Annotated in this window: 17 protein-coding genes; 9 read left to right on the forward strand and 8 right to left on the reverse strand. The window is 69.7% G+C overall.

The features are described from left to right. Positions 1–295 precede the first annotated feature (295 nt). Positions 296–742, forward strand: coding sequence for a MarR family transcriptional regulator (locus tag ABZU32_RS37670; RefSeq protein ID WP_354930699.1), 447 nt, complete (start codon positions 296–298; stop codon positions 740–742). A 126-nt stretch (positions 743–868) separates the two neighbouring features. Continuing rightward, the gene (locus ABZU32_RS37675) at positions 869–1,699 is read left to right on the forward strand and encodes an SAM-dependent methyltransferase (protein ID WP_354930702.1); all 831 of its coding nucleotides are present in this window, start codon (positions 869–871) and stop codon (positions 1,697–1,699) included. A gap of 104 nt (positions 1,700–1,803) precedes the next feature. On the opposite strand, the gene ABZU32_RS37680 is transcribed toward ABZU32_RS37675, so the two are convergent. Beyond that, positions 1,804–2,265, reverse strand: a complete 462-nt coding sequence (locus tag ABZU32_RS37680) for a VOC family protein (protein WP_354930705.1) — start codon at positions 2,263–2,265, stop codon at positions 1,804–1,806. A gap of 170 nt (positions 2,266–2,435) precedes the next feature. On the opposite strand from ABZU32_RS37680, the gene ABZU32_RS37685 reads away from it, so the two are divergent. Continuing rightward, on the forward strand, positions 2,436–3,431 hold the full coding sequence (locus ABZU32_RS37685; protein ID WP_354930708.1) for a YafY family protein: 996 nt from the start codon (positions 2,436–2,438) through the stop codon (positions 3,429–3,431). Positions 3,432–3,587: 156 nt separating this feature from the next. Here the strand turns inward: ABZU32_RS37685 and ABZU32_RS37690 are convergent, their stop codons facing one another. Continuing rightward, positions 3,588–4,220, reverse strand: coding sequence for a TetR/AcrR family transcriptional regulator C-terminal domain-containing protein (locus ABZU32_RS37690; protein WP_354930711.1), 633 nt, complete (start codon positions 4,218–4,220; stop codon positions 3,588–3,590). Between the two features lie 360 nt (positions 4,221–4,580). On the opposite strand from ABZU32_RS37690, the gene ABZU32_RS37695 reads away from it, so the two are divergent. Then, entirely contained in the window at positions 4,581–5,543 is a 963-nt protein-coding gene (locus ABZU32_RS37695) for a zinc-binding alcohol dehydrogenase family protein (protein WP_354930714.1), read from the forward strand. Positions 5,544–5,725: 182 nt separating this feature from the next. On the opposite strand, the gene ABZU32_RS37700 is transcribed toward ABZU32_RS37695, so the two are convergent. Both ABZU32_RS37700 and ABZU32_RS37705 read right to left on the reverse strand, forming a co-directional pair. Then, positions 5,726–6,682 carry a cyclase family protein gene (locus ABZU32_RS37700; protein ID WP_354930717.1) on the reverse strand — a complete coding sequence of 319 codons (957 nt, stop codon included), beginning with the start codon at positions 6,680–6,682 and terminating at the stop codon, positions 5,726–5,728. Positions 6,683–6,781: 99 nt separating this feature from the next. After that, a complete protein-coding gene (locus tag ABZU32_RS37705) occupies positions 6,782–7,765 on the reverse strand; it encodes an AraC family transcriptional regulator (RefSeq protein ID WP_354930720.1) in 984 nt (327 codons plus the stop codon). 307 nt (positions 7,766–8,072) lie between these two features. On the opposite strand from ABZU32_RS37705, the gene ABZU32_RS37710 reads away from it, so the two are divergent. Beyond that, on the forward strand, positions 8,073–8,909 hold the full coding sequence (locus ABZU32_RS37710) for an NADP-dependent oxidoreductase (RefSeq protein ID WP_354930723.1): 837 nt from the start codon (positions 8,073–8,075) through the stop codon (positions 8,907–8,909). 157 nt (positions 8,910–9,066) lie between these two features. Beyond that, complete coding sequence (locus ABZU32_RS37715) at positions 9,067–9,729, forward strand: GNAT family N-acetyltransferase (protein WP_354930726.1); 663 nt, start codon at positions 9,067–9,069, stop codon at positions 9,727–9,729. Between the two features lie 80 nt (positions 9,730–9,809). Here ABZU32_RS37715 and ABZU32_RS37720 read toward each other — a convergent pair whose 3' ends face one another. Continuing rightward, positions 9,810–10,259: a MarR family transcriptional regulator gene (locus ABZU32_RS37720; RefSeq protein WP_354930729.1), complete on the reverse strand. Its 450-nt coding sequence runs from the start codon at positions 10,257–10,259 to the stop codon at positions 9,810–9,812. An 85-nt stretch (positions 10,260–10,344) separates the two neighbouring features. On the opposite strand from ABZU32_RS37720, the gene ABZU32_RS37725 reads away from it, so the two are divergent. Continuing rightward, on the forward strand, positions 10,345–11,277 hold the full coding sequence (locus tag ABZU32_RS37725) for a zinc-binding alcohol dehydrogenase family protein (RefSeq protein WP_354930732.1): 933 nt from the start codon (positions 10,345–10,347) through the stop codon (positions 11,275–11,277). A 263-nt stretch (positions 11,278–11,540) separates the two neighbouring features. Here the strand turns inward: ABZU32_RS37725 and ABZU32_RS37730 are convergent, their stop codons facing one another. Beyond that, on the reverse strand, positions 11,541–12,335 hold the full coding sequence (locus tag ABZU32_RS37730; protein ID WP_354930735.1) for a hypothetical protein: 795 nt from the start codon (positions 12,333–12,335) through the stop codon (positions 11,541–11,543). Between the two features lie 492 nt (positions 12,336–12,827). On the opposite strand from ABZU32_RS37730, the gene ABZU32_RS37735 reads away from it, so the two are divergent. Continuing rightward, positions 12,828–13,874 carry a helix-turn-helix domain-containing protein gene (locus ABZU32_RS37735; protein WP_354930738.1) on the forward strand — a complete coding sequence of 349 codons (1,047 nt, stop codon included), beginning with the start codon at positions 12,828–12,830 and terminating at the stop codon, positions 13,872–13,874. A 391-nt stretch (positions 13,875–14,265) separates the two neighbouring features. Here the strand turns inward: ABZU32_RS37735 and ABZU32_RS37740 are convergent, their stop codons facing one another. Next, entirely contained in the window at positions 14,266–14,532 is a 267-nt protein-coding gene (locus ABZU32_RS37740) for a hypothetical protein (RefSeq protein WP_354930741.1), read from the reverse strand. A gap of 1,184 nt (positions 14,533–15,716) precedes the next feature. After that, positions 15,717–16,367 carry a TetR/AcrR family transcriptional regulator gene (locus tag ABZU32_RS37745; protein WP_354930744.1) on the reverse strand — a complete coding sequence of 217 codons (651 nt, stop codon included), beginning with the start codon at positions 16,365–16,367 and terminating at the stop codon, positions 15,717–15,719. Positions 16,368–16,458: 91 nt separating this feature from the next. Between ABZU32_RS37745 and ABZU32_RS37750 the strand changes: the two genes are divergently transcribed. Next, on the forward strand, positions 16,459–17,418 hold the full coding sequence (locus tag ABZU32_RS37750) for a 2-dehydropantoate 2-reductase N-terminal domain-containing protein (protein ID WP_354930747.1): 960 nt from the start codon (positions 16,459–16,461) through the stop codon (positions 17,416–17,418). Positions 17,419–17,718 lie beyond the last annotated feature (300 nt).

The raw sequence follows: 17,718 nt of genomic DNA on the forward strand, positions 1-17,718 counted from the left end.
AATCCGGGCTCCAGGTGCCGCCGTTTCGTGTACGCCAATCGCTCCCCGGGTTTCCACGCCTTGCTCGACGGCGGAAGCCCCGACGTTCTCCAGTGGCGTCAGTGCGCGGCTCGCCTCATCGCGCCGGAGCATCGCGGCGGCGGCCTGGCGGAGCCGGGTCACGGCGACGCGGGCAAGCACCTCATCCGTAACGGGCCGGCGCCCCCGCCTCGGCGGGCAGCCTCGCAGGGTGTCCCGCATGGCCCGGATCACTTAAGGAGTTGACTGTTAAGTCCTTAATGGTTACGGTCGAGGTATGGATCAGCCCGAAGACCTCCCCGCCAGTCCCCTGAAAAGTCTCAGGGTCATCAACTGGGCCCAGGTGCGGGCGGGGCAGGAGTGGATCCGCGCGCGAGGACTCAGCTTGCAGCAGGCCTTCGTGCTGAGCCATCTCGCCGCCAATCCCGGCGCCATCCAGCGCGACATCGCGCGGGCGACCCGTACGACCGCGGCGAACGTCTCCGGCGTCCTGCGCGGCCTCGAAGCGCGAGAACTCGTCGAACGCCGCTTCGAGGACGGCGACGAACGCAGCAAGCGCGTCTTCGCGACCGACGCCGGGGTCGCGCTCATCGCCGGGCGCGACGAGGCCATGGCCGCGGCGGACGAATCGATCCTCGCGCCGCTGACCGAGTCGGAGCGAGCCACCCTCCAGGTGCTGCTCGACAAGATCACCGCCGGTCTGCCGGACCCGGGTGACGCGTAGCGCGCCCGGTCCGGGCCCGTCGGACCGCTCCTCGTTCCCTATTCCTCGTTCCTCGCCGTGGCGGCATGTGCCGCCGCGCGATCGCACCTGCCCGGACGCACGCGTCCAGCACCGAAGGAGCAGACCATGACGCGGGAGAATCCGCTGCTGACGATGATCCGCGAGGTGTGCGCCCTCGGGCGCGCCGAGTTGGAGCGGCCGTCCACCGCCGAAGGCGACCCCGACGCCGGGCGTGCGCTCGTCCAGGGGTTGCGGGCCATCGGCCCGGACGGCGAGCCCAGCGACATCTCCTTGTCCCTCGCACTCCTGGCGCCTCGCGCCGCGTACTTCGACCAACGCGTGCTGCACGCCATCGCGGCGGGGGTCACCCAGGTGGTCAACCTCGGCGCCGGCTACGACGACCGCGCCCTGCGGTTGCGGCACTCCGGCGTGCGCTTCTTCGACCTCGATCTGCCCGGCATAGTCGCGGACAAGGCTCGCCGCCTCCACGTGACGGGCACCGACACCGCGCACCTCGCCCTGGTCGCGGTGGACCTCCACACCCACGATGTCGCCGAGGTCCTGGCGCGCGCCGGGCACGACGCCCACCGGCCGACCCTGTTCCTCGCCGAGCACCTCGCCCTGTTCCTGGAACCCGGCGACGTCGCGTCACTCCTGGCGGGGCTCTTCGACCGCGCGGCGGCAGGGAGCACCCTCGCCATGACCGCCGAGGTGCACCCGGCCGACCTCGACTCCGACCTCGTCGTCTCTACTGTGGACGACGTCATGTTCGGCGGCGCCGGACCGCTGCACACCATCCAATCCCGCGACGCCTGGCTGGCATTGTTCGCCAAGACCGGTTGGCGGGTCGACAACGCGGACGACGCGGACGAGGTGGCGGCGGTCGACCACTTCCAAGTGACCGTGGCCGATCGCCCCACCCAGATCCACACGGAGTTCCTCACCGCGACAGCGTGAGGAATCGCCCCTGTTCCGGCAGCTACGGCCAGGTTCGACGTCCCTTCGTCGTCGAGGGTGGTGCCGGCACCGGCGAGCACGTCGCTGGATGCGTGCGGCAGTGGTCAGCCGGCGTACGGGGCGGCGACGTCCAGGACCCAGGTGACGCCGAAGCGGTCGGTCAGCATCCCGAAGCCCGGGGCCCACGGCGAGGGGCCGTATTTCTCGATGAGGTCGGCGCCGTCGGCGAGCTTGTCCCACAGCGCGCCGACTTCCTCGACGGTCTCGCCGCGGACGGACACGAAGAACCGCTCACCGGTCAGCGTCAGGCCGTGCTCGCGCGTGGTGGCGGCGGGCGCGGCAGCGGCCGGCGCCTGGCCGGGCACGTCGTAGGCCATGATCCTGAAGCCGTCGTCGGCCGTGACCTGACCGAAGACGATTTTGTCGGCGTCGGGCAGTTCCTTCGGCATGCCGAAGTCGCCGTAGGTGATGGTGATGAGGTGGCCGCCGAACACGGTCCGATAGAACTCCAGCGCCGCGCGGGCGTCGCCGCGGAAGTTCAGGTGGGTGGTGGTGGAGATGGCCATGCGGGTGACTCCTCATTTGATGTTTCAGGTCCGGTAGGCCCGATATAGATCAGTTGAAAGGCCTAGAAAAGGGGGGTCAGCGGGCGAACCGGGTCGCTGACCGCCTCGATACGAAGGTTCGCAGCGATAGGTGCCAGGGTGTGGCACCTACTTCGGGCAGGATCAGGTTCATGCCGAGAACCTCCGCCCGACTGCTGGCCCTGCTGTCTCTGCTGCAGACCCGCCGTGACTGGTCGGGCACGGTGCTGGCCGACCGTCTGGGCGTCAGCCTGCGCACCGTGCGCCGCGACGTCGACCGGCTGCGCGAGCTCGGCTACCCCATCGCCGCCGTCAAAGGCCCTGACGGCGGCTACCGGCTCGGCGCCGGCGCCGAACTACCCCCGCTGCTGTTCGACGACGAACAGGCCGTCGCCCTCACCATCGCCCTGCAGATCGCCGCCACCACCCCGGGCAACGGCCTCGCCGAACCGAGCGAACGGGCACTGAACACCATCCGGCAGGTCATGCCCTCCCGGCTCCGGCACCGCATCGACGCGCTGCGCGTCACCGCCGTCGAACGACCCATCGCCCGGCCGGCCACCCCGGTCGACGGCGAGGTGCTCCTGGCCATCAGCGCCGCCGTCCACGCCCGCGAGATCCTGCGCTTCGACTATGGCGCCGAGGCCTCCGACGTACCCCCGCGCCGCGTCGAACCCCACCACCTCATCACCTGGGACGGACGCTGGTACCTCATCGCCTGGGATCTCGACCGGGACGCCTGGCGCACCTTCCGCGCCGACCGGATCACCCCGCGCACCCTCAACGGACCCCGGTTCATCCCACGCGTCCTGCCCGGAGGAGACGCCGCCACCTTCTTCGCCAGCACCTTCCGCGGATCCGGCGACGCCTCGGGCGACTGGCCCTGCCAGGGCACGGTGATCCTCGACCTGCCCGCCGCCACCGTGGCCCTCTACTCCCGCGACGGCCTGGTCGAGGAGGCCGGTCCCCACCGCTGCCGGCTCACCCTCGGATCCTGGTCCTGGCCCGGCCTCGCCGCCGCCATCGCCCGCTACGACGCCGACATCGAAGTCATCGGCCCCGACGAACTCACCGACGCCTTCGACCGCCTCGCCCGCCGATTCGCCAGGACCGCGGCCGGCCACGGCATGACCTCACCGACTTCCTGAGGTGCCAGTCCTGCGGAGGAAGTCCAGCATGTTCCCCGCCGGGACGGCCGTCCCGCAGGCGAGGGCCTATGGAGACGGCGACGATGCCGGCCTGCTCTGCTGGGCGACCCGGGGCGCTCGTGTCAGGGCTCACTCGCCTGCGGAGCGGCCGACCGGTCAGGACGTGGGGCCGGACTGCGCGGCAGGGCCATGGATGATCTGTTCCAGGCAGTCGCGGAACAGATCGTCGACGGTGCGGCCGGGTTGGAAGTACTCGGCCACCCCGGCCATCACGGTGGGGTACGCCGTGGCGTACGCGGCCATGTCGAAGCCGTCCAGGGCGTCGGCGTCGGGGCGGCCGGCCTGTTCCTCCAGGACGTAGCCGACGGTGAAGCGCAACACCGTCAACACGATCAGGCGAGCCTGCCGCAGGGAAATGCCCCGCCCGACCAGTGTGCTCATCGCCAGTTCGGAGATGGCGGCCATTTTGAGGGACAGCTGGGAGGCCGCGATGATCCGGGCTCCGTCCGGGTGGGTCAGCAACGCACGCCGCAGCCGCCCGGCCAGCCCGATCAGCCAGTCCTGCCAGCACTCCTCCGGCGCGGGTGATGCCAGCTCGGGGAACTGCTGATCGAGAATCGCCTCGGCGATCGCGGTGACCAGCGCCGCCTTGTTCGGAATGTGCCAGTAGAGCGTCGGCGACCGTATGCCGAGCCGGGCGGCCAGTTTGCGCGTCGTCACGCCGTCCAGGCCCTCGGCGTCCAGTAGCGCGACGGCCTCGGTGACGATCCGCTGCTTGTCCAGAACCAATTCCGCTACCTCCCTTGCGCACTCTATCAGTGATAGAGTTCTCTATCAGTGATAGAGAGACACGTCAGAGGGGGCAACGATGAGACACCGGCACTCGCTCCGCGACCTGCTGCACTGGGCGACCCATCGCATACCTGGCATTCCCGTGCACACCGAGCGGCCGGCCGGCCATCAGGGCCAGGTCCGCCACGACCACGGGTGGCGGCACTCGCTCCCGCACCACCGTTCGCACGGTGGCGAGCCCCACAGTGCGCACCACAGTGCGCACCACCACGGGTTCAACCACGCTCCGGCCCGTCCGCCTCGCGTGCTCGCGGCGTGGCAGACGCGGATCGCCCGCTTATTCGGTCAGGAGCTGGGATGAAGGCGGCGGTGCTCCACGAGGCCGGCGGCATCCCGCGCTATGAGGACTTCCCCGATCCGGTGGCCGGCGACGGCGAGGTGATCATCGAGGTCAAGGCGGTCGCCGTCGAGAACGTCGACAAGGCGATCGCGGCCGGCACCCACTACGCCGGCGAGAAGTACCTCGGCCGGTTCCCGGTGATCCCCGCCTTCGACGGCATCGGCGCCCTCCCGGACGGCACGCTCGTCGGGTTCGGCGACATCCGCCTGCCCTACGGCGCGCTCGCCGAGAAGGCCGTGGTGCCGAAGGGCTCCTACGTGCCGATCCCCGACGACGTCGACCCGGCCGTGGCGACCGTGATGGCCTCGGCCATCACCGCGATGTCGATGAAAGCGGCCGCCGGGTTCGTTCCCGGAGAGACGGTGCTGGTGCAGGGCGCCACCGGGGTGGCCGGGCGGCTCGCGGTCAAGGTGGCCCGGCTGCTGGGTGCCGGCCGGATCGTCGCCACCGGCCGCGACGACGACCAGTTGCGCCAGGTACAGGCCATGGGAGCCGACACGGTGATCAACACCGCGGTCTCCGACGAGGCTCTGGCGCAGGCGTACCTCGACGCCAAGGGGGACGGCGGCTACGACGTCGTCGTGGACTACCTGTGGGGCAGGCCCAGCGAGATCCTGCTGCGCGCGCTGGTGCCGAGGTCGTTCGCGTTCGGCAAGCCGACCCGGGTGGTCCAGATCGGCGAGTCGGCCGGCAGTGAGCTCGCCCTCGCCGCTTCGAGCCTGCGCACGTCCGGCGTGGAGATCTACGGCGCGGCCAAGGGGCTCGACCCGCAGACGATGGAAGAGCTGTACCAGCAGATCGTGACGTGGACGCGGTCCGGCGAGCTCACCTTCGACGTGGAGAAGGTCCCGCTGAGCGACATCGAGACCGCCTGGCAGCGAACCGACCTCAAAGGCAGGCGACTGGTCGTGATGCCATGACCGGCCACGGCATCAGCGATGATCACCGGTCGGCGATCCGTCGCCGTCCTCACCCACGGCGTCGACGGACCCGTCTCGAGCGGCGGCGCCTGGTGCCGTGACAGGAACCGACCACCGGCTTCGCGCGTAGCCGGCCGCGCCGATCGGATGTGCCGCACAGGTCCGAGCGGCGCGGGCCGCGGTCAGAATGTGGCGATCGGGTTGACCGGGCTGCCGGACGTACCGGCGAAGCGGACCGGCGCGACCGCGAGGTGGAAGTCCCACTGGCCGAGGTCGGCGGCCGTCGTCGCGCACGCCTCCAGGTCGCAGTTGTCGAGCATCCACAGCCCCATGGCGACCAGGCTCACGGCGTGGACCGGCATCAACACCTCTTCGTACCCCGACGGCTGCACGTCCTGAGGGGTGTCGGCGCCGATCAGCGCGACCTGCCGTTCATGCAGCCACGGCAGGCAGGACGCGTGCCAGCCGGCCTGCGTGAAACCGCCGGCCGCACCGGTCTCGTGCCGGACGCGGCCATGGCCGGTCCGCAGCAGTACCGCATCGCCGGGTCGCACCCGCACACCCTGGCGGCGCTCGGCCTCCTCGAGATCGTCGGGGAACACGCCCTGCCCCGGTTCCAGCCACGGCACATCTCGCGCGCTCGCGATGTCCAGCAGGACACCACGCGTGATGATCCCGTTCGCCGCCGCCGTGACGGACGCCCACGACGAGCCCGTCGCGGCGTCGACCAGCGAGTGCGACCGTCCGTTGTACATCGTGCCGTCCCAGTAGATGTGGCACGGCGAGTCGAGGTGGGTGAGGGTATTGCCGTGGAAGGTGATGCCGAGACGCTCGGTCGAAAAGCCCCAGCGCCGGTCGTTGCGGAATCCGGGCGCCGGCATGTTCTCGGCACCCGGCATGTCGGCGGCGCACGGGCACGTCGTCGTCGACCGCTCCATCTCCTCCGGCACGGCGACCTCCCACGCGCACGAGACGCTCCTGCCGTGGCGCACGGCCCTCGCCGCCGCCAGCCGGACGTCGTCGGTGATGTGGTTCAGAGTGCCGAGCTCGTCGTCGTCACCCCACCGTCCCCAGTTCGACAGCGTGTCGAAGTACCCGAGCACGTCGTCCTGTGTGGGCATCGGTCGCTCTGCCGTCATCCCAGCATCGGCTCCTCCGGTCAGGCGGTTCGAGACACCGGAGGCAGCCCGTCCCGCCCTCTCCTCTGACATGCCAAGGTCCGCTGAGCCGGCATGCTACTAGATCATCATGTCGGTCGCGTCCAGGTTCGGCCGGCCGGACGAGCGGCTGTCGCGCCGGTAGCGTCCGGGCGCGAGGTCGAATTCGCGTTTGAACGCGTTGGCGAAGGCGAACTCCGAGCCGTATCCCACCTGTCCCGCCACGACGCTCAGCGGAGCGTCGGAGTCGCGCAGCAGCCGCATCGCGGTCGTCAATCGCCACCAGGTCAGGTAGGTCAGCGGTGGCCGCCCCACGAGCGCTGTGAAACGACGGGAGAAGGCGGCCCGCGACAGTCCCGCGTGTGCGCCCAGGCCGGCGACGCTCCAAGGGTGCGCGGGATCGCGGTGGATCGCCTCAAGGGCGGCGCTGATGGCCGGGTCGGCGAGCGCGGCCGCCCATCCGGTGGCCCCGCCGCCCACCGGTTGGTCGGCGAGCCATGCCCGCAGGATGTAGAGCAACAGCGTGTCCAGCAGAGCGGGCACGAGGGCGCCGGTGCCCGGCTGGGGTTCTTCGAGTTCCGCGCGGAGCAGATCGACCGCGGCGCGCAGCCGGGGATGGTGCCCGGGCCGTGCGGGCAGGTGCAGCAGCGGAGGCAAGTCGTTCAGCAGCGGGTGAGCGCGAGCGGCGTCGAGTTGGTAGGCCCCGCACAACGTCACCGTGACCGGGGAGCCGGCGCGCGCCCGGCCGGCCGGTGCGGCGGCATATCTGCGTTCGAACCTGACGTCCTCCTGCGGATCACAGACGTGGTCGGCCACGGGCGTGGACGGAGCGTCGGCCAGGCCGTGCCGGCTCTCATGCGGGAGGAACACCACGTCGCCGACGGCCAGCGGGAAGGGGGCGCCGTCTTCGGGGATGAACCAGCAGGGGCCGCGCAAGACGATCTGAAATCCCGCCGCTCCCGGCACCGTGCGGAACCACTGCCCCCACGGCACCGGCCATTCGACCAGGGCCGATCGCGGCTCACCGGTGCGCATCACGGCGATCACATCGCTCAGCACATCCATCCCCGGAGCCTAGCGACGCTTCTCACCGCGAAGACGCTCTCTTAAGAATCCGAGATGAACGCGCATTGTCCGTCTCAGGCATCGGTCCTACGGTCGAATCACTCAAAGATCAGCAAGGAGCGGTACCCGTGCGGAGCGAGGGCCTGGTGCCGCTTCAGACAGGAACACTCATGACAGCAGAACCCGTATCGGGCCGGCCGTTAAGAGTCCGGGCGCGTCGATGATGGCGGCGCGCGTCCACGCCTTCGGCGGGCCCGACGTGATCCGCCATGAGCAGGTACCCCGTCCGTACCCTGGACCGGGGGAGGTGCTGGTGCGTGTGGCCGCCGCCGGGTTCAACCCCTCGGACGTCGGCTTCCGTGCCGGCATGATGCAGGGCTTCGTCCCGCATGACCTGCCGTTCACCCTCGGCTCCGAAGCCGCCGGGACGGTCGTCCGGACCGGAGACGGCGTCGAACACTTCAAGATCGGCGACCACGTCGTCGGCCGTCTCGACGAAGGCGGCGCGGCGGCCGACTACCTCACCGCCACCGCTGCCCGGCTGGTACATGCTCCCTCCACGCTTCCGATCGCCCATGCCGCGGCGATCCCCGTCGCCGGCCTCACCGCCTGGCAGGGACTGTTCGAACACGCCCGCATCGAACCAGGCACCCGGATCCTCATCAACGGCGCGGGCGGCGGCGTCGGCATGTTCGCCGTCCAACTGGCCCGCCATGCCGGCGCGCACGTCATCGCCACCGCCGGCCCCCGCAGCGCCGAACGAGTCCGCGCCTACGGCGCCGAGCAGCTCATCGACTACACACGGGTCCCGCCGCATCAGGCGCTGGACCGCCCGGTGGATCTGGTGTTCAACCTCGTCCCGATACCGCCCGACGCCGCGGAGGCGCTGTGCCGTGCCGTCCGTCCCGGCGGTTCGATCGTCTCGATCACCGTCCCGGTGAAACCCCCGGCCGGAACCGGCGTGACGGCCACGCACTTCGTCGCCCGCAACGACCCCGCCCAGCTCGCCGAACTCATCACCCTCATCGACGGCGGCATGGTGCGCGTGGACATCACGGCAGCCCGCCCGCTCACCGAACTCCCGGCACTGCACCGCGACGCCGAAGCCGGCCACACAAGCGGCAAGACCATCCTCATCCCCTGAAGAAGTGCGCTCTGATGCCCACCACCTTCACCCGCTCGGCCGCCCCGAGCCTCCGTCGCCCCGAGCCTCCGCCGCCACGCATACGCGATCGGCGGTGCCGTCCTGGCGACGGCCCAGGCTGTGGGCTGCTGCCGCAGCCTGGGCGTGGAACTTCACGTTGACCCCGGCGACGGACGCCCGGCCCAGGTCGTCGGCCCGCCTCATCCACCTCAACCGGTCGGCGCGTCTGCTCGTCCCGGCGAGAGTCGACAACGGTTCGGCTCTGCCCATCCTCGCGGGCATCATGGTCACCATGCCAGAATTCGTCGATCCGACCGGCAGGTTGATGACATCGTTCGTGGCCGCGCTGGCGGAGTTCCGCGCCGACCTCGATCATCCGGTTCCCTGGTTCGTCGATGACGTCGACCCGCGGGCTCTGGTCGACTCGGCGGCCTTCGAGGCGTACACCGCGCGCGTGCTCGGGGAGCGGAACCCATCGGGAGTACGGCCCGGATTCGTGCCGATGACCACCTTGTGGTGGGCCGACGGCGATCACTTCCTGGGCAGATTGGCCATCCGCCACAGACTCACCCCGGCACTGGAGAAGCTCGGCGGTCACATCGGCTATGACGTCCGGCCCGGTGCACGCCGCCAGGGTCACGCGACGGCCATGCTCGCCGCGGCGCTGCCGATCGCCCGATCTATGGGCATCTCCCAGGCATTGGTCATGTGTGACACCACCAATACCGCCTCGCAACGGGTCATCGAAGCCAACGGGGGACAACTGCTCGATGTCACCGGGCACAAGCGCCGATACCGGGTCCCGACCACGCGGTCCTGATCTTCGCTTGCGACTGTCCCCTTCAGCACCGAGGCCGGCGACGGCGAACTCGTCACATCGCGGACGGGGCGGGGGTCACGCTAGCGGCCGAGCATGCGCTGCAACAGCCGGGCGACCGTTCGGCGCTCGTCGGCGTTGAGCCGGGAGGTCACGGGGGCCAAGGCGTGTTCGAGGTCCTTGCGGACCCCCTCGGCCAGCACCAGGCCGGCGGCGGTCATGGACACGTCGATGGCGCGGCTGTCGACCGGGTTGCGAGCGCGCTGGAGGAGCCCGCGCCGTTCGGCCCGTTCGACCAGGCCGGACATCGTCGATCGTTCCAGCCCGAGGAAGTCGGCCAGCTCCGACATCTTGAGCGTGCGGTCGCGCAGGATGCCGAGGACCCGCAGCTGGGTGAGCGACAGGTCGTGCTCGGCGCCCACCCTGGTGAGCGCGCCCGTCACGACGAACGCGCACTGGGCGAGCGCGTCAACGATCGCCTCGCCGCCGGGCTGGGTCTCGGCGGCCCGCGTCGTGTGTGGTTTCACGCTCACCCGGCCAGCGTACTTGACTCAGTTGGTATTACGAACCATCCTTGAGATGGTTCGTAATACCAACTATCGAGTCGGGAGCCCTGTCATGCGCGCAGCCGTCGTCACCTCGTTCGACTCCCCACCCCGCTACGGCGAGTACCCCGATCCGGTGGCCCACGGCAAGGACGAGGTGGTGGTGGAGGTTCTCGCCGCAGGACTGCATCCGCGGGTGCGTTCCCAGGCCGACGGCTCGCACTACACCAGCACCGACGAGCTGCCCCTGGTGCCCGGCGTGGACGCTGTGGTGCGCGACCCGAAAGGTCGCATCCGCTACACCGTCATGGACGACACCACCCTGGGCACCATGGCCGAACGCACCGTCATCGACCTCAACCGCAGCGTCGTGCTGCCCCACGGCATCGATCCCGCGCTGCTCGCGGCCGCGATGAACCCCGTGATGTCGTCATGGGTCGCGCTGCGCCGACGCATCGACTTCCCGCGCAAGCAGCGGGTGCTCGTGCTCGGCGCCACCGGCAACGCCGGCCGCATGGCGGTCCAGGTCGCCAAACGCTTCGGCGCCGCCCACGTCATCGCCGCCGGCCGCGACGAGGCCCTCCTGGCGCAGCTGCCCGCCCTCGGCGCCGACCAGACGTGCCGCGTGGACCAACTCGCGGCCGCCTGCGACGTCGACGTGGTCATCGACTACGTGTGGGGCGAGCCCAGCGCCCGGGCCATGGTCGACATGCTCACCGCCCGCCGCGACCGCGGCGCACCCATCACCTGGATACAGATCGGCTCCGTCGCCGGCCCGACCGCCCCGATCCCGTCCGCCGCCCTGCGTTCGGCCCGCCTGAACATCGTGGGCAGCGGCATCGGCTCGGTCCCGGGCCGCGACTTCGTCAAAGAGCTACCCAAGCTCGCCTCCGCGATCGCCGGCGGCGCGTTCGACGTCCGGGTCCGCGCCCTGCCTCTCGCCGACGTCGAACAAGCCTGGACCGACGCCGCCACCACCCGCGACCGCATCGTCCTCCTGCCCTGACCCACCACGCCCGAGCCGAGCCGGAGGGTCGTCACAAGGGGTGTCTCCCGAGGGTGGCGTTACTCCTGAGAAGGAGTTCACCACTCACCCCAGGAGCAAGCAGGGCAGTTCGCTACTCAGCTCGCTGCGGGTTGTCTCGTACCGCTTCGGTCGGCGCGGTCGGCGGGTGGTCACCGCCCAGCACCCGCTCACAGTCGACGAGCGTCGCCTCGAACAACGGGTTATCAGGAGCCGAGTCAGGACGGCGGGAACGACGCGCCCGCTCAGTCGTCGTCGGCTTGTGCCGCGGCGGCGATGGGCTGGAGCCCCGCGGCCAGCTCGTCGAGCTCGTCAGCGCTGAGCGCGTCGTACGCCGGGGCTGCCAGCTCGTCGGTGAGGGCTTCGATCCGCTGCTTGATCTCCCGGCCGGCGTGGGTGAACCGGCCGGCGGCGTCCACCAGGCCGCGGCCGCGCAGCCCGTCGACGACAGCGGCCAGCTGTGCCGTGGGCAGGTGGTGGATCCGGCCGAACTCCTCCGCCCTCATCCCGAGGGATAGGGCCATGAGGACGTGGGACTCGGTGCCGCCGATGCCGTGGGCGAGCAGGGCGGCGTTGTGGCCGTCCCCGCGATGCTCCCGCAGCAGCGTCGCCGCGTGCCAGAGCCTGGCCACCGGCTCCTCGGGCACATCCAGCGCCCGGAGCCCGGCGTACAGCGCTCGGCCCTCGGGCGGCGCGCTGCCCGCTGCTCGGGTGGCGAGGTCGGCGACCCGCACCAGACCGGGGGAGTCGGCGAGCTCTCCGATCCTCTGCCGCAGGGCGGCGGCGCTGCCCCGCTCGCGTACGGCGATAGCCTCCTGCGGAGTGATCTTCCCCCACACCCACGGGATGTGGCGCGCCACCTCGCCGTCGGCGAAGTTGTAGAAGACCGCGTGCACCACCTCGGCCGGCACCGGCCCCAAAGGCGCGGCCCGGCCGGCGAAGTATCCGTCCCAGTAGTTACGCATGCCCAGGGCCAGGAACTCCTCGGTGGGCACCTCGGAGAAGGTGACGGTGGCGATCGGCTCGACGAGCTCGAACATGCGGTGAATCTCGGCCTGTGGGTGCGGCATCGTTCGCATCTCCCTAAGTCGTAACAGCGCCCTGGTGGGCCTGTTCTCACCCCAGCTACGAACAACATGGCCCGGATCCGACAACTCCGGTCGATTCCGCCGGGCAGCGTCGCAATATCATCCAGACTCGGTCACCCGCTCGGTTGCCGCGGCCTGGTCGCGCACCGTGCCCGCGCCGATGCGCTGGCCGAGACGCTGGCCGTGGTGCTGGCGCAGATCCACGCCACCCAGGTGATGCTCCTCGAGGCAATGAGCACGGCGCGGCTTGAACGGCGTGCGACCAGGCGGAGATCGCCGACAGCTTGCGGGCCACGGTGGCGACGCGGTCAGCGCCGGCGAATCCGGCGACCTCGAACGCACCCCCGACGTGGCCCCCTCGACCTGAGCCCCACGCCACGCGCTGGACGTAGCCTTGCTTCTAGAACCGGCCGGGGGCTCGGGGGCCGGTGAGGGGAGAAGCCGGTGCAACTGATCATGTCCACTGACGGGTTACCTCGTGCAGAGCGATTCGATGGCTGGCTCGACCACATGTCGCAGCTCGTGGTGCCAGTGCGATTCAGATCTGACAATCCGACCGACTTCCACGGCAGGATCGAGGCGATGGACCTGGGGGCCGTCCAGATCTCCTCCCATGTCCTCGCCCATTGCGACGCGTTCCGTACGTCCCGGCTGATCCGCCGGTCGGACCCGGAGATCTTCTATCTGCTGTGCAATCAGGGCGGCCCGATCGGCCTCACGCAGGACCGCAGGCACATCACGCTGGGTCGCTACGACATGGCCCTCTACCACACCTCGCGCCCTTACCACGTCGGGACGGCCAGGGGACAGGTCAACCATGCGGTCCTGGTGTCATTACCCGGCAACCTGCTGCCCTTCGCCGGTCACGCGCTCGAGCGGAGCGTCGCCAGCGTGCTTTCGGGAGCTCACGGCATCGGCGCATTGGTCGCGCGTTTCCTCACAAGTCTGACCTCCGTCACAGGCTCCTACTCATCGGCCGATCTCGGGCGGCTGGACGTCACGCTGACCGACATGGTCACCATGCTGCTCGGCCATCATCTGGACGCCGTCCTGCCTCGCGAGACGATGCGCACCACTCTGCTGCTGCGCATCCACGCCCATATACGGCAGAATTTGGGCGACTACCAGCTGTCTCCAGCGGCGATCGCCGCCGCGCACGGCATCTCCCTGCGCACCCTGCACCGGCTGTTCGCATCCGAGAACACGACCGTCGCCGGATGGATCCGCAGGCAGCGGCTGGAACGCTGCCGCCGCGACCTGGTGGGCCCCGCCGCCGAGCGGCGGCCGATCCACTCCACGGCGACCCGCTGGGGCTTCTCCGATGCGGCCGTCTTCACCCGCGCCTTCCGCGCCGCGTACGGGATGAGCCCGAGGGAATATCAAGCCCGGCAAGCCCCGCCCCGATCGACTGACGATCGCCCCGCGCACGACAGCCGCGCCGCCGGTCCGGAGCCGAGTTCCGGGAAGCGGAAGAAGGGATCATCACCGTGAACTTCCTGCGACGTACAGGCTTACCTGTGTGCATGCCATGGCCGACATGCTCACCGCCCGCCGCGACCGCAGCGCACCCATCACCGGGAAACAGAAGCGGCATCGTACGGTCGTGCCCGCGGGCGGTGCCGCAGACGGCTCAGCGCCGTCCTCGGGTGCTCTGCTCGCGACCAGCCGGACGGCGACCGAAACGGAGGTTCCTCGACGTCGACGAGCCGGGGACTGCCTCCACCAAGCCACACATCGGCACATGCCAGTGTTCCGCAGGTCACTCGAATACCATGCAGCGCGGCAAGGTCCACGATCAGGGACACCGTTTCCGAGACTACGCGAATTTCGAGGATCAGCGTGGCGAGCACCCCCCACACCGCAACCGCCACTCACGCCTGGATCAGCCACCGCCGCTGAGATCGAGTAAGGCCATCGGACTCGTCGACGGAAGCGAGTCAAGGGCGGCACATAGGGTGGACAGGGTCACCTGGGCGGTTGCCACGGTTGTGCGCGTCGCGTCTGCGGGATCGCCCTGCGCTCTGGACATGGCAGGGAACCGCAACGGGCCGGCGGCCCTGACATTGGCCAGGTGAGACGCCTCGTTCAAGATGGCGAGCACCGCCGAGACCCGATGCCGGACATCGGTGACGAAGAAGGCGTCGCGCATTATCGGTCGGTGCGAGCGCGCTGGCCCGATTCTCGTACTCGCGGCGGGCCTTGCGCTGGGCCGGGACCGCTGGGGTGCCTTGGTCGCCGTCGAGCGCGCGCTCGGCGGTGCGGAGGAAGTCGGCGACCTTGCCCGGCATCTCGAAGGTGACCGGCAGCTCCGGAGCCGGGCCGTCTTCGTGCTCGATGGCGGTGGGCCCAGGGCGGGCGGCCAGGTCATCAACGTCCGCCGGGCGACGGCCGGTAGGGAAGCGGCCAGTGACGGCCCCGAACCACTCCGAGCCGACCGACTCGTCTCATCCTCGTCCACCTCTGGCGCATCAGGGTTCCGAAGCGGGCGCAGGGCGCCGGCGGCCGGAACGCTGGCGGTGAAGCTGTAGCGACACACTCTCCGGGAATGCAGAATCACTGAATTCCGGCCCCCGCCTTCAGGTCGAACTCGACTCTGGCCATGGTCCATCCTCGCTCGTGGGCGAACTCGTCCGACTCCATGCAGATCTGCTGATCGGCCTAGGTAGCTGACTCAACGGCCGAGGTCGACGCCGGGATCGATGATCGGACGGGAGCGCTCCGTGCCTGCTGTGGCTTCGCTGCAGGAGCGTGAACGCGGCAGAAGTTGGCACGCATAGACAGCGGATTGGCACTCAAGCACAAGGACATCCGGCAGCCCCCTCGTAAGGTCAGCACGTGACGGATATCCAGAAGGGAAACCACGCATGCTTATCCGCAAAACCCTCGCCATCCTGACCATCGCCGAGGCCGCGTCCCTCGCCGTGCTTGTGCCGTCGACGGCACAAGCGGCCGCTCCATCACAAGCCATGGCCCCCGCCTCGATCGGCACCTGCAATAGCCGCGCTGACACCGCCGGTACTTACTACACGGCTTACTGTCAAGGTGGTGGCGGGTCTACGTTTTGGGCCGTCGTCACCTGCAGGTACTCGGACGGTAGCTACACAGGGAGGAGCGGTCCCGAGCGATTCGCCGGCCAGGGTGTGTGGTCTCGAGCCGACTGTCCCGCCGGGACCGTACGCTCAGGTAGCTACACACAGAAGGTTCCGTGAGCTATTTCCATCTTCAGGCGGCTGTGCGATGCGGTGTCTACAGGGCGGTAATGGCCTCGCAGAGGTCGGCCAGCCTTAACCAGGATCCCGGCTGGCAATCGCGGACAATCCAACAAATCCAATATCAACGTGCACGGCCACTATTCCTTTCAACGTCCGCAGCTGGGTGGCGGGCCTTGCGTGATCCTGACGCCGACGACGCCGATTGATGGGACCGGCGCAGCCCGTCCAGCACGAGGGTGATGACACTGTCGGCCTCGGCCCGCCAACCGGGGCGGTCATGGGCCGCACCGATGCCATGCAGTGCCATCATGACGGCACCGGCACCCACGTCGTCGCGGACGGCGCCGTCCTTCACAGCGGCGGCCACCAGGTCGGTGACAGCCTGCTCCAGCGCCCGACTGCCCTCGGCGAGCGCACCCGAGCCGGTGGCCATGAGCGTGGCCAGCGTCCGGGCGAGGCCCTGGTGGGCATCCATGTAGCCGACCATGCCATGCAGGAAGGTCGCCAAGGCCTCCTCCGCGGGCAGTGTGGCCTGCAACTGGCGGGCGCGGTCGCACAGCGTGGCGACCTCCTCGTGATAGACCGCCTCGGCCAGCGCCTCCCGGGTGGGGAAGTGGCGGTACAGCGTGCCGGTGCCCACACCGGCCAGGCGGGCGAAGTCATCGAAGCGCAGGTCGAAGAAGTCTCCGGCGTCGAAGACCTCCCGGGCCTTGGCGAGCAAGGCCTCGCGGTTGCGCTGGGCGTCGGCACGCAGCGGCTTGGCGGCGGTCATGCGATACCTCGCGTTGACAAACGGAAACTACCTCCATATTTTTCTAAAGTGGAGATGACCTCCGATTCGATTGTATCCCACGAGGTGCAGCTTGAAGATCCTGATGTTCGGCCGAGGCGTGATCGCCACCGTCTACGGCTGGGCCCTGCAACAGGCGGGACATGACGTCGAGTTCTACGTCCGCCCGGGCCGCGCGGCGACGTACGGGGAAGCGGTGGACCTCGATCTGCTCGATACGCGGCGCCGGGTGTGGGGGCAGCGCGTCGTCCAGAAGTGGCCGGTGCGCTACCGCGAGGAACTGGAGCCGAACCACGACTTCGACCTGATTGTGCTCAGCGTGCAGCACTACCGCTTGGCGGAGGCGGCGGCCTTCCTGGCACCGAGCGTCGGCCAAGCCACGGTGCTGGTCTTCGGCAACATCTGGTCCGAGCCGCTGGCCGCGATCGGTGCACTCCCTGTCGACCACGTCGCGTGGGGCTTTCCCCAAGCCGGCGGCGGGTTCGGCGAGGACGGCGTGCTCCGCGCGGCGCTGCTCCCGGCGGTCATCTTCGGCACCCTCGGCCAGCCTCTGACCGACCGTGAGCGGGCGGTACGCCAGGCGTTTCGCGAGGCCGGGTTGCGGCTGCGGGAGCAACCCGACTTCCGCGGCTGGCTGTGGATCCATTTCGTGTCGAACGCGGGCCTGCACTCGCAGGGCCTGCGGCTGGGCTCGTTGGCCAAGCTGGCCGGGGCGACGGGCGACTTGCGCGAGGCGCTGCTGGCCGGCCGCGAACTTCTGCCGCTCCTTGAAGCGCGCGGCCTTGACCTGCGACGTCACCGGGGCGGCGGGCTGCTGTTCCGGGCGCCCACCTGGCTGACGGCCCCCGCGCTCGCCTGGCTGACCGCTCATGTCGCCCCGGTGCGCGTGAATTTCGAGGCGCACTCCGACCCCGACGCCGAGGAGCCTCGTGAGGTCTGCCGAGACACCCTGGCCGAAGCACGACGGTTGGGCATCTCGGTACCGCGACTGGAGGCGGCGGAACCGAGCTTCGCCCGCGAGGTGACAGGCTGAGCGGGCGGCTACGAGACTTCCCCGCAGTTCCGCTGTGATCCTCCCTTGGCGGCGAGGGTAGGAACCTGCACGACCTCGTCGGTGGGTCCAGGAAGAAGAACCTCTCCAGCTCGGGGCGGGTCGGCTCCCCGGCGAATTTCCGTACGCTTCGGCCTGCTCATCAGTCAGAAATTCACCGGCACGAATCGGACCGTAGCCGGCCCCGGTGAAGTTGCCCCGGTTGTGTGGACAGGTCGGGGTTTGCGGCTATGCGGCAGCGTAGCGGTTGTGTTCGGCGTCGTGTCGGCGTTCGTATTCGGC

Origin of the sequence: Sphaerisporangium sp. NPDC005288, assembly GCF_040607475.1 — a bacterium.
Lineage (GTDB): Bacteria > Actinomycetota > Actinomycetes > Streptosporangiales > Streptosporangiaceae > Sphaerisporangium > Sphaerisporangium rhizosphaerae.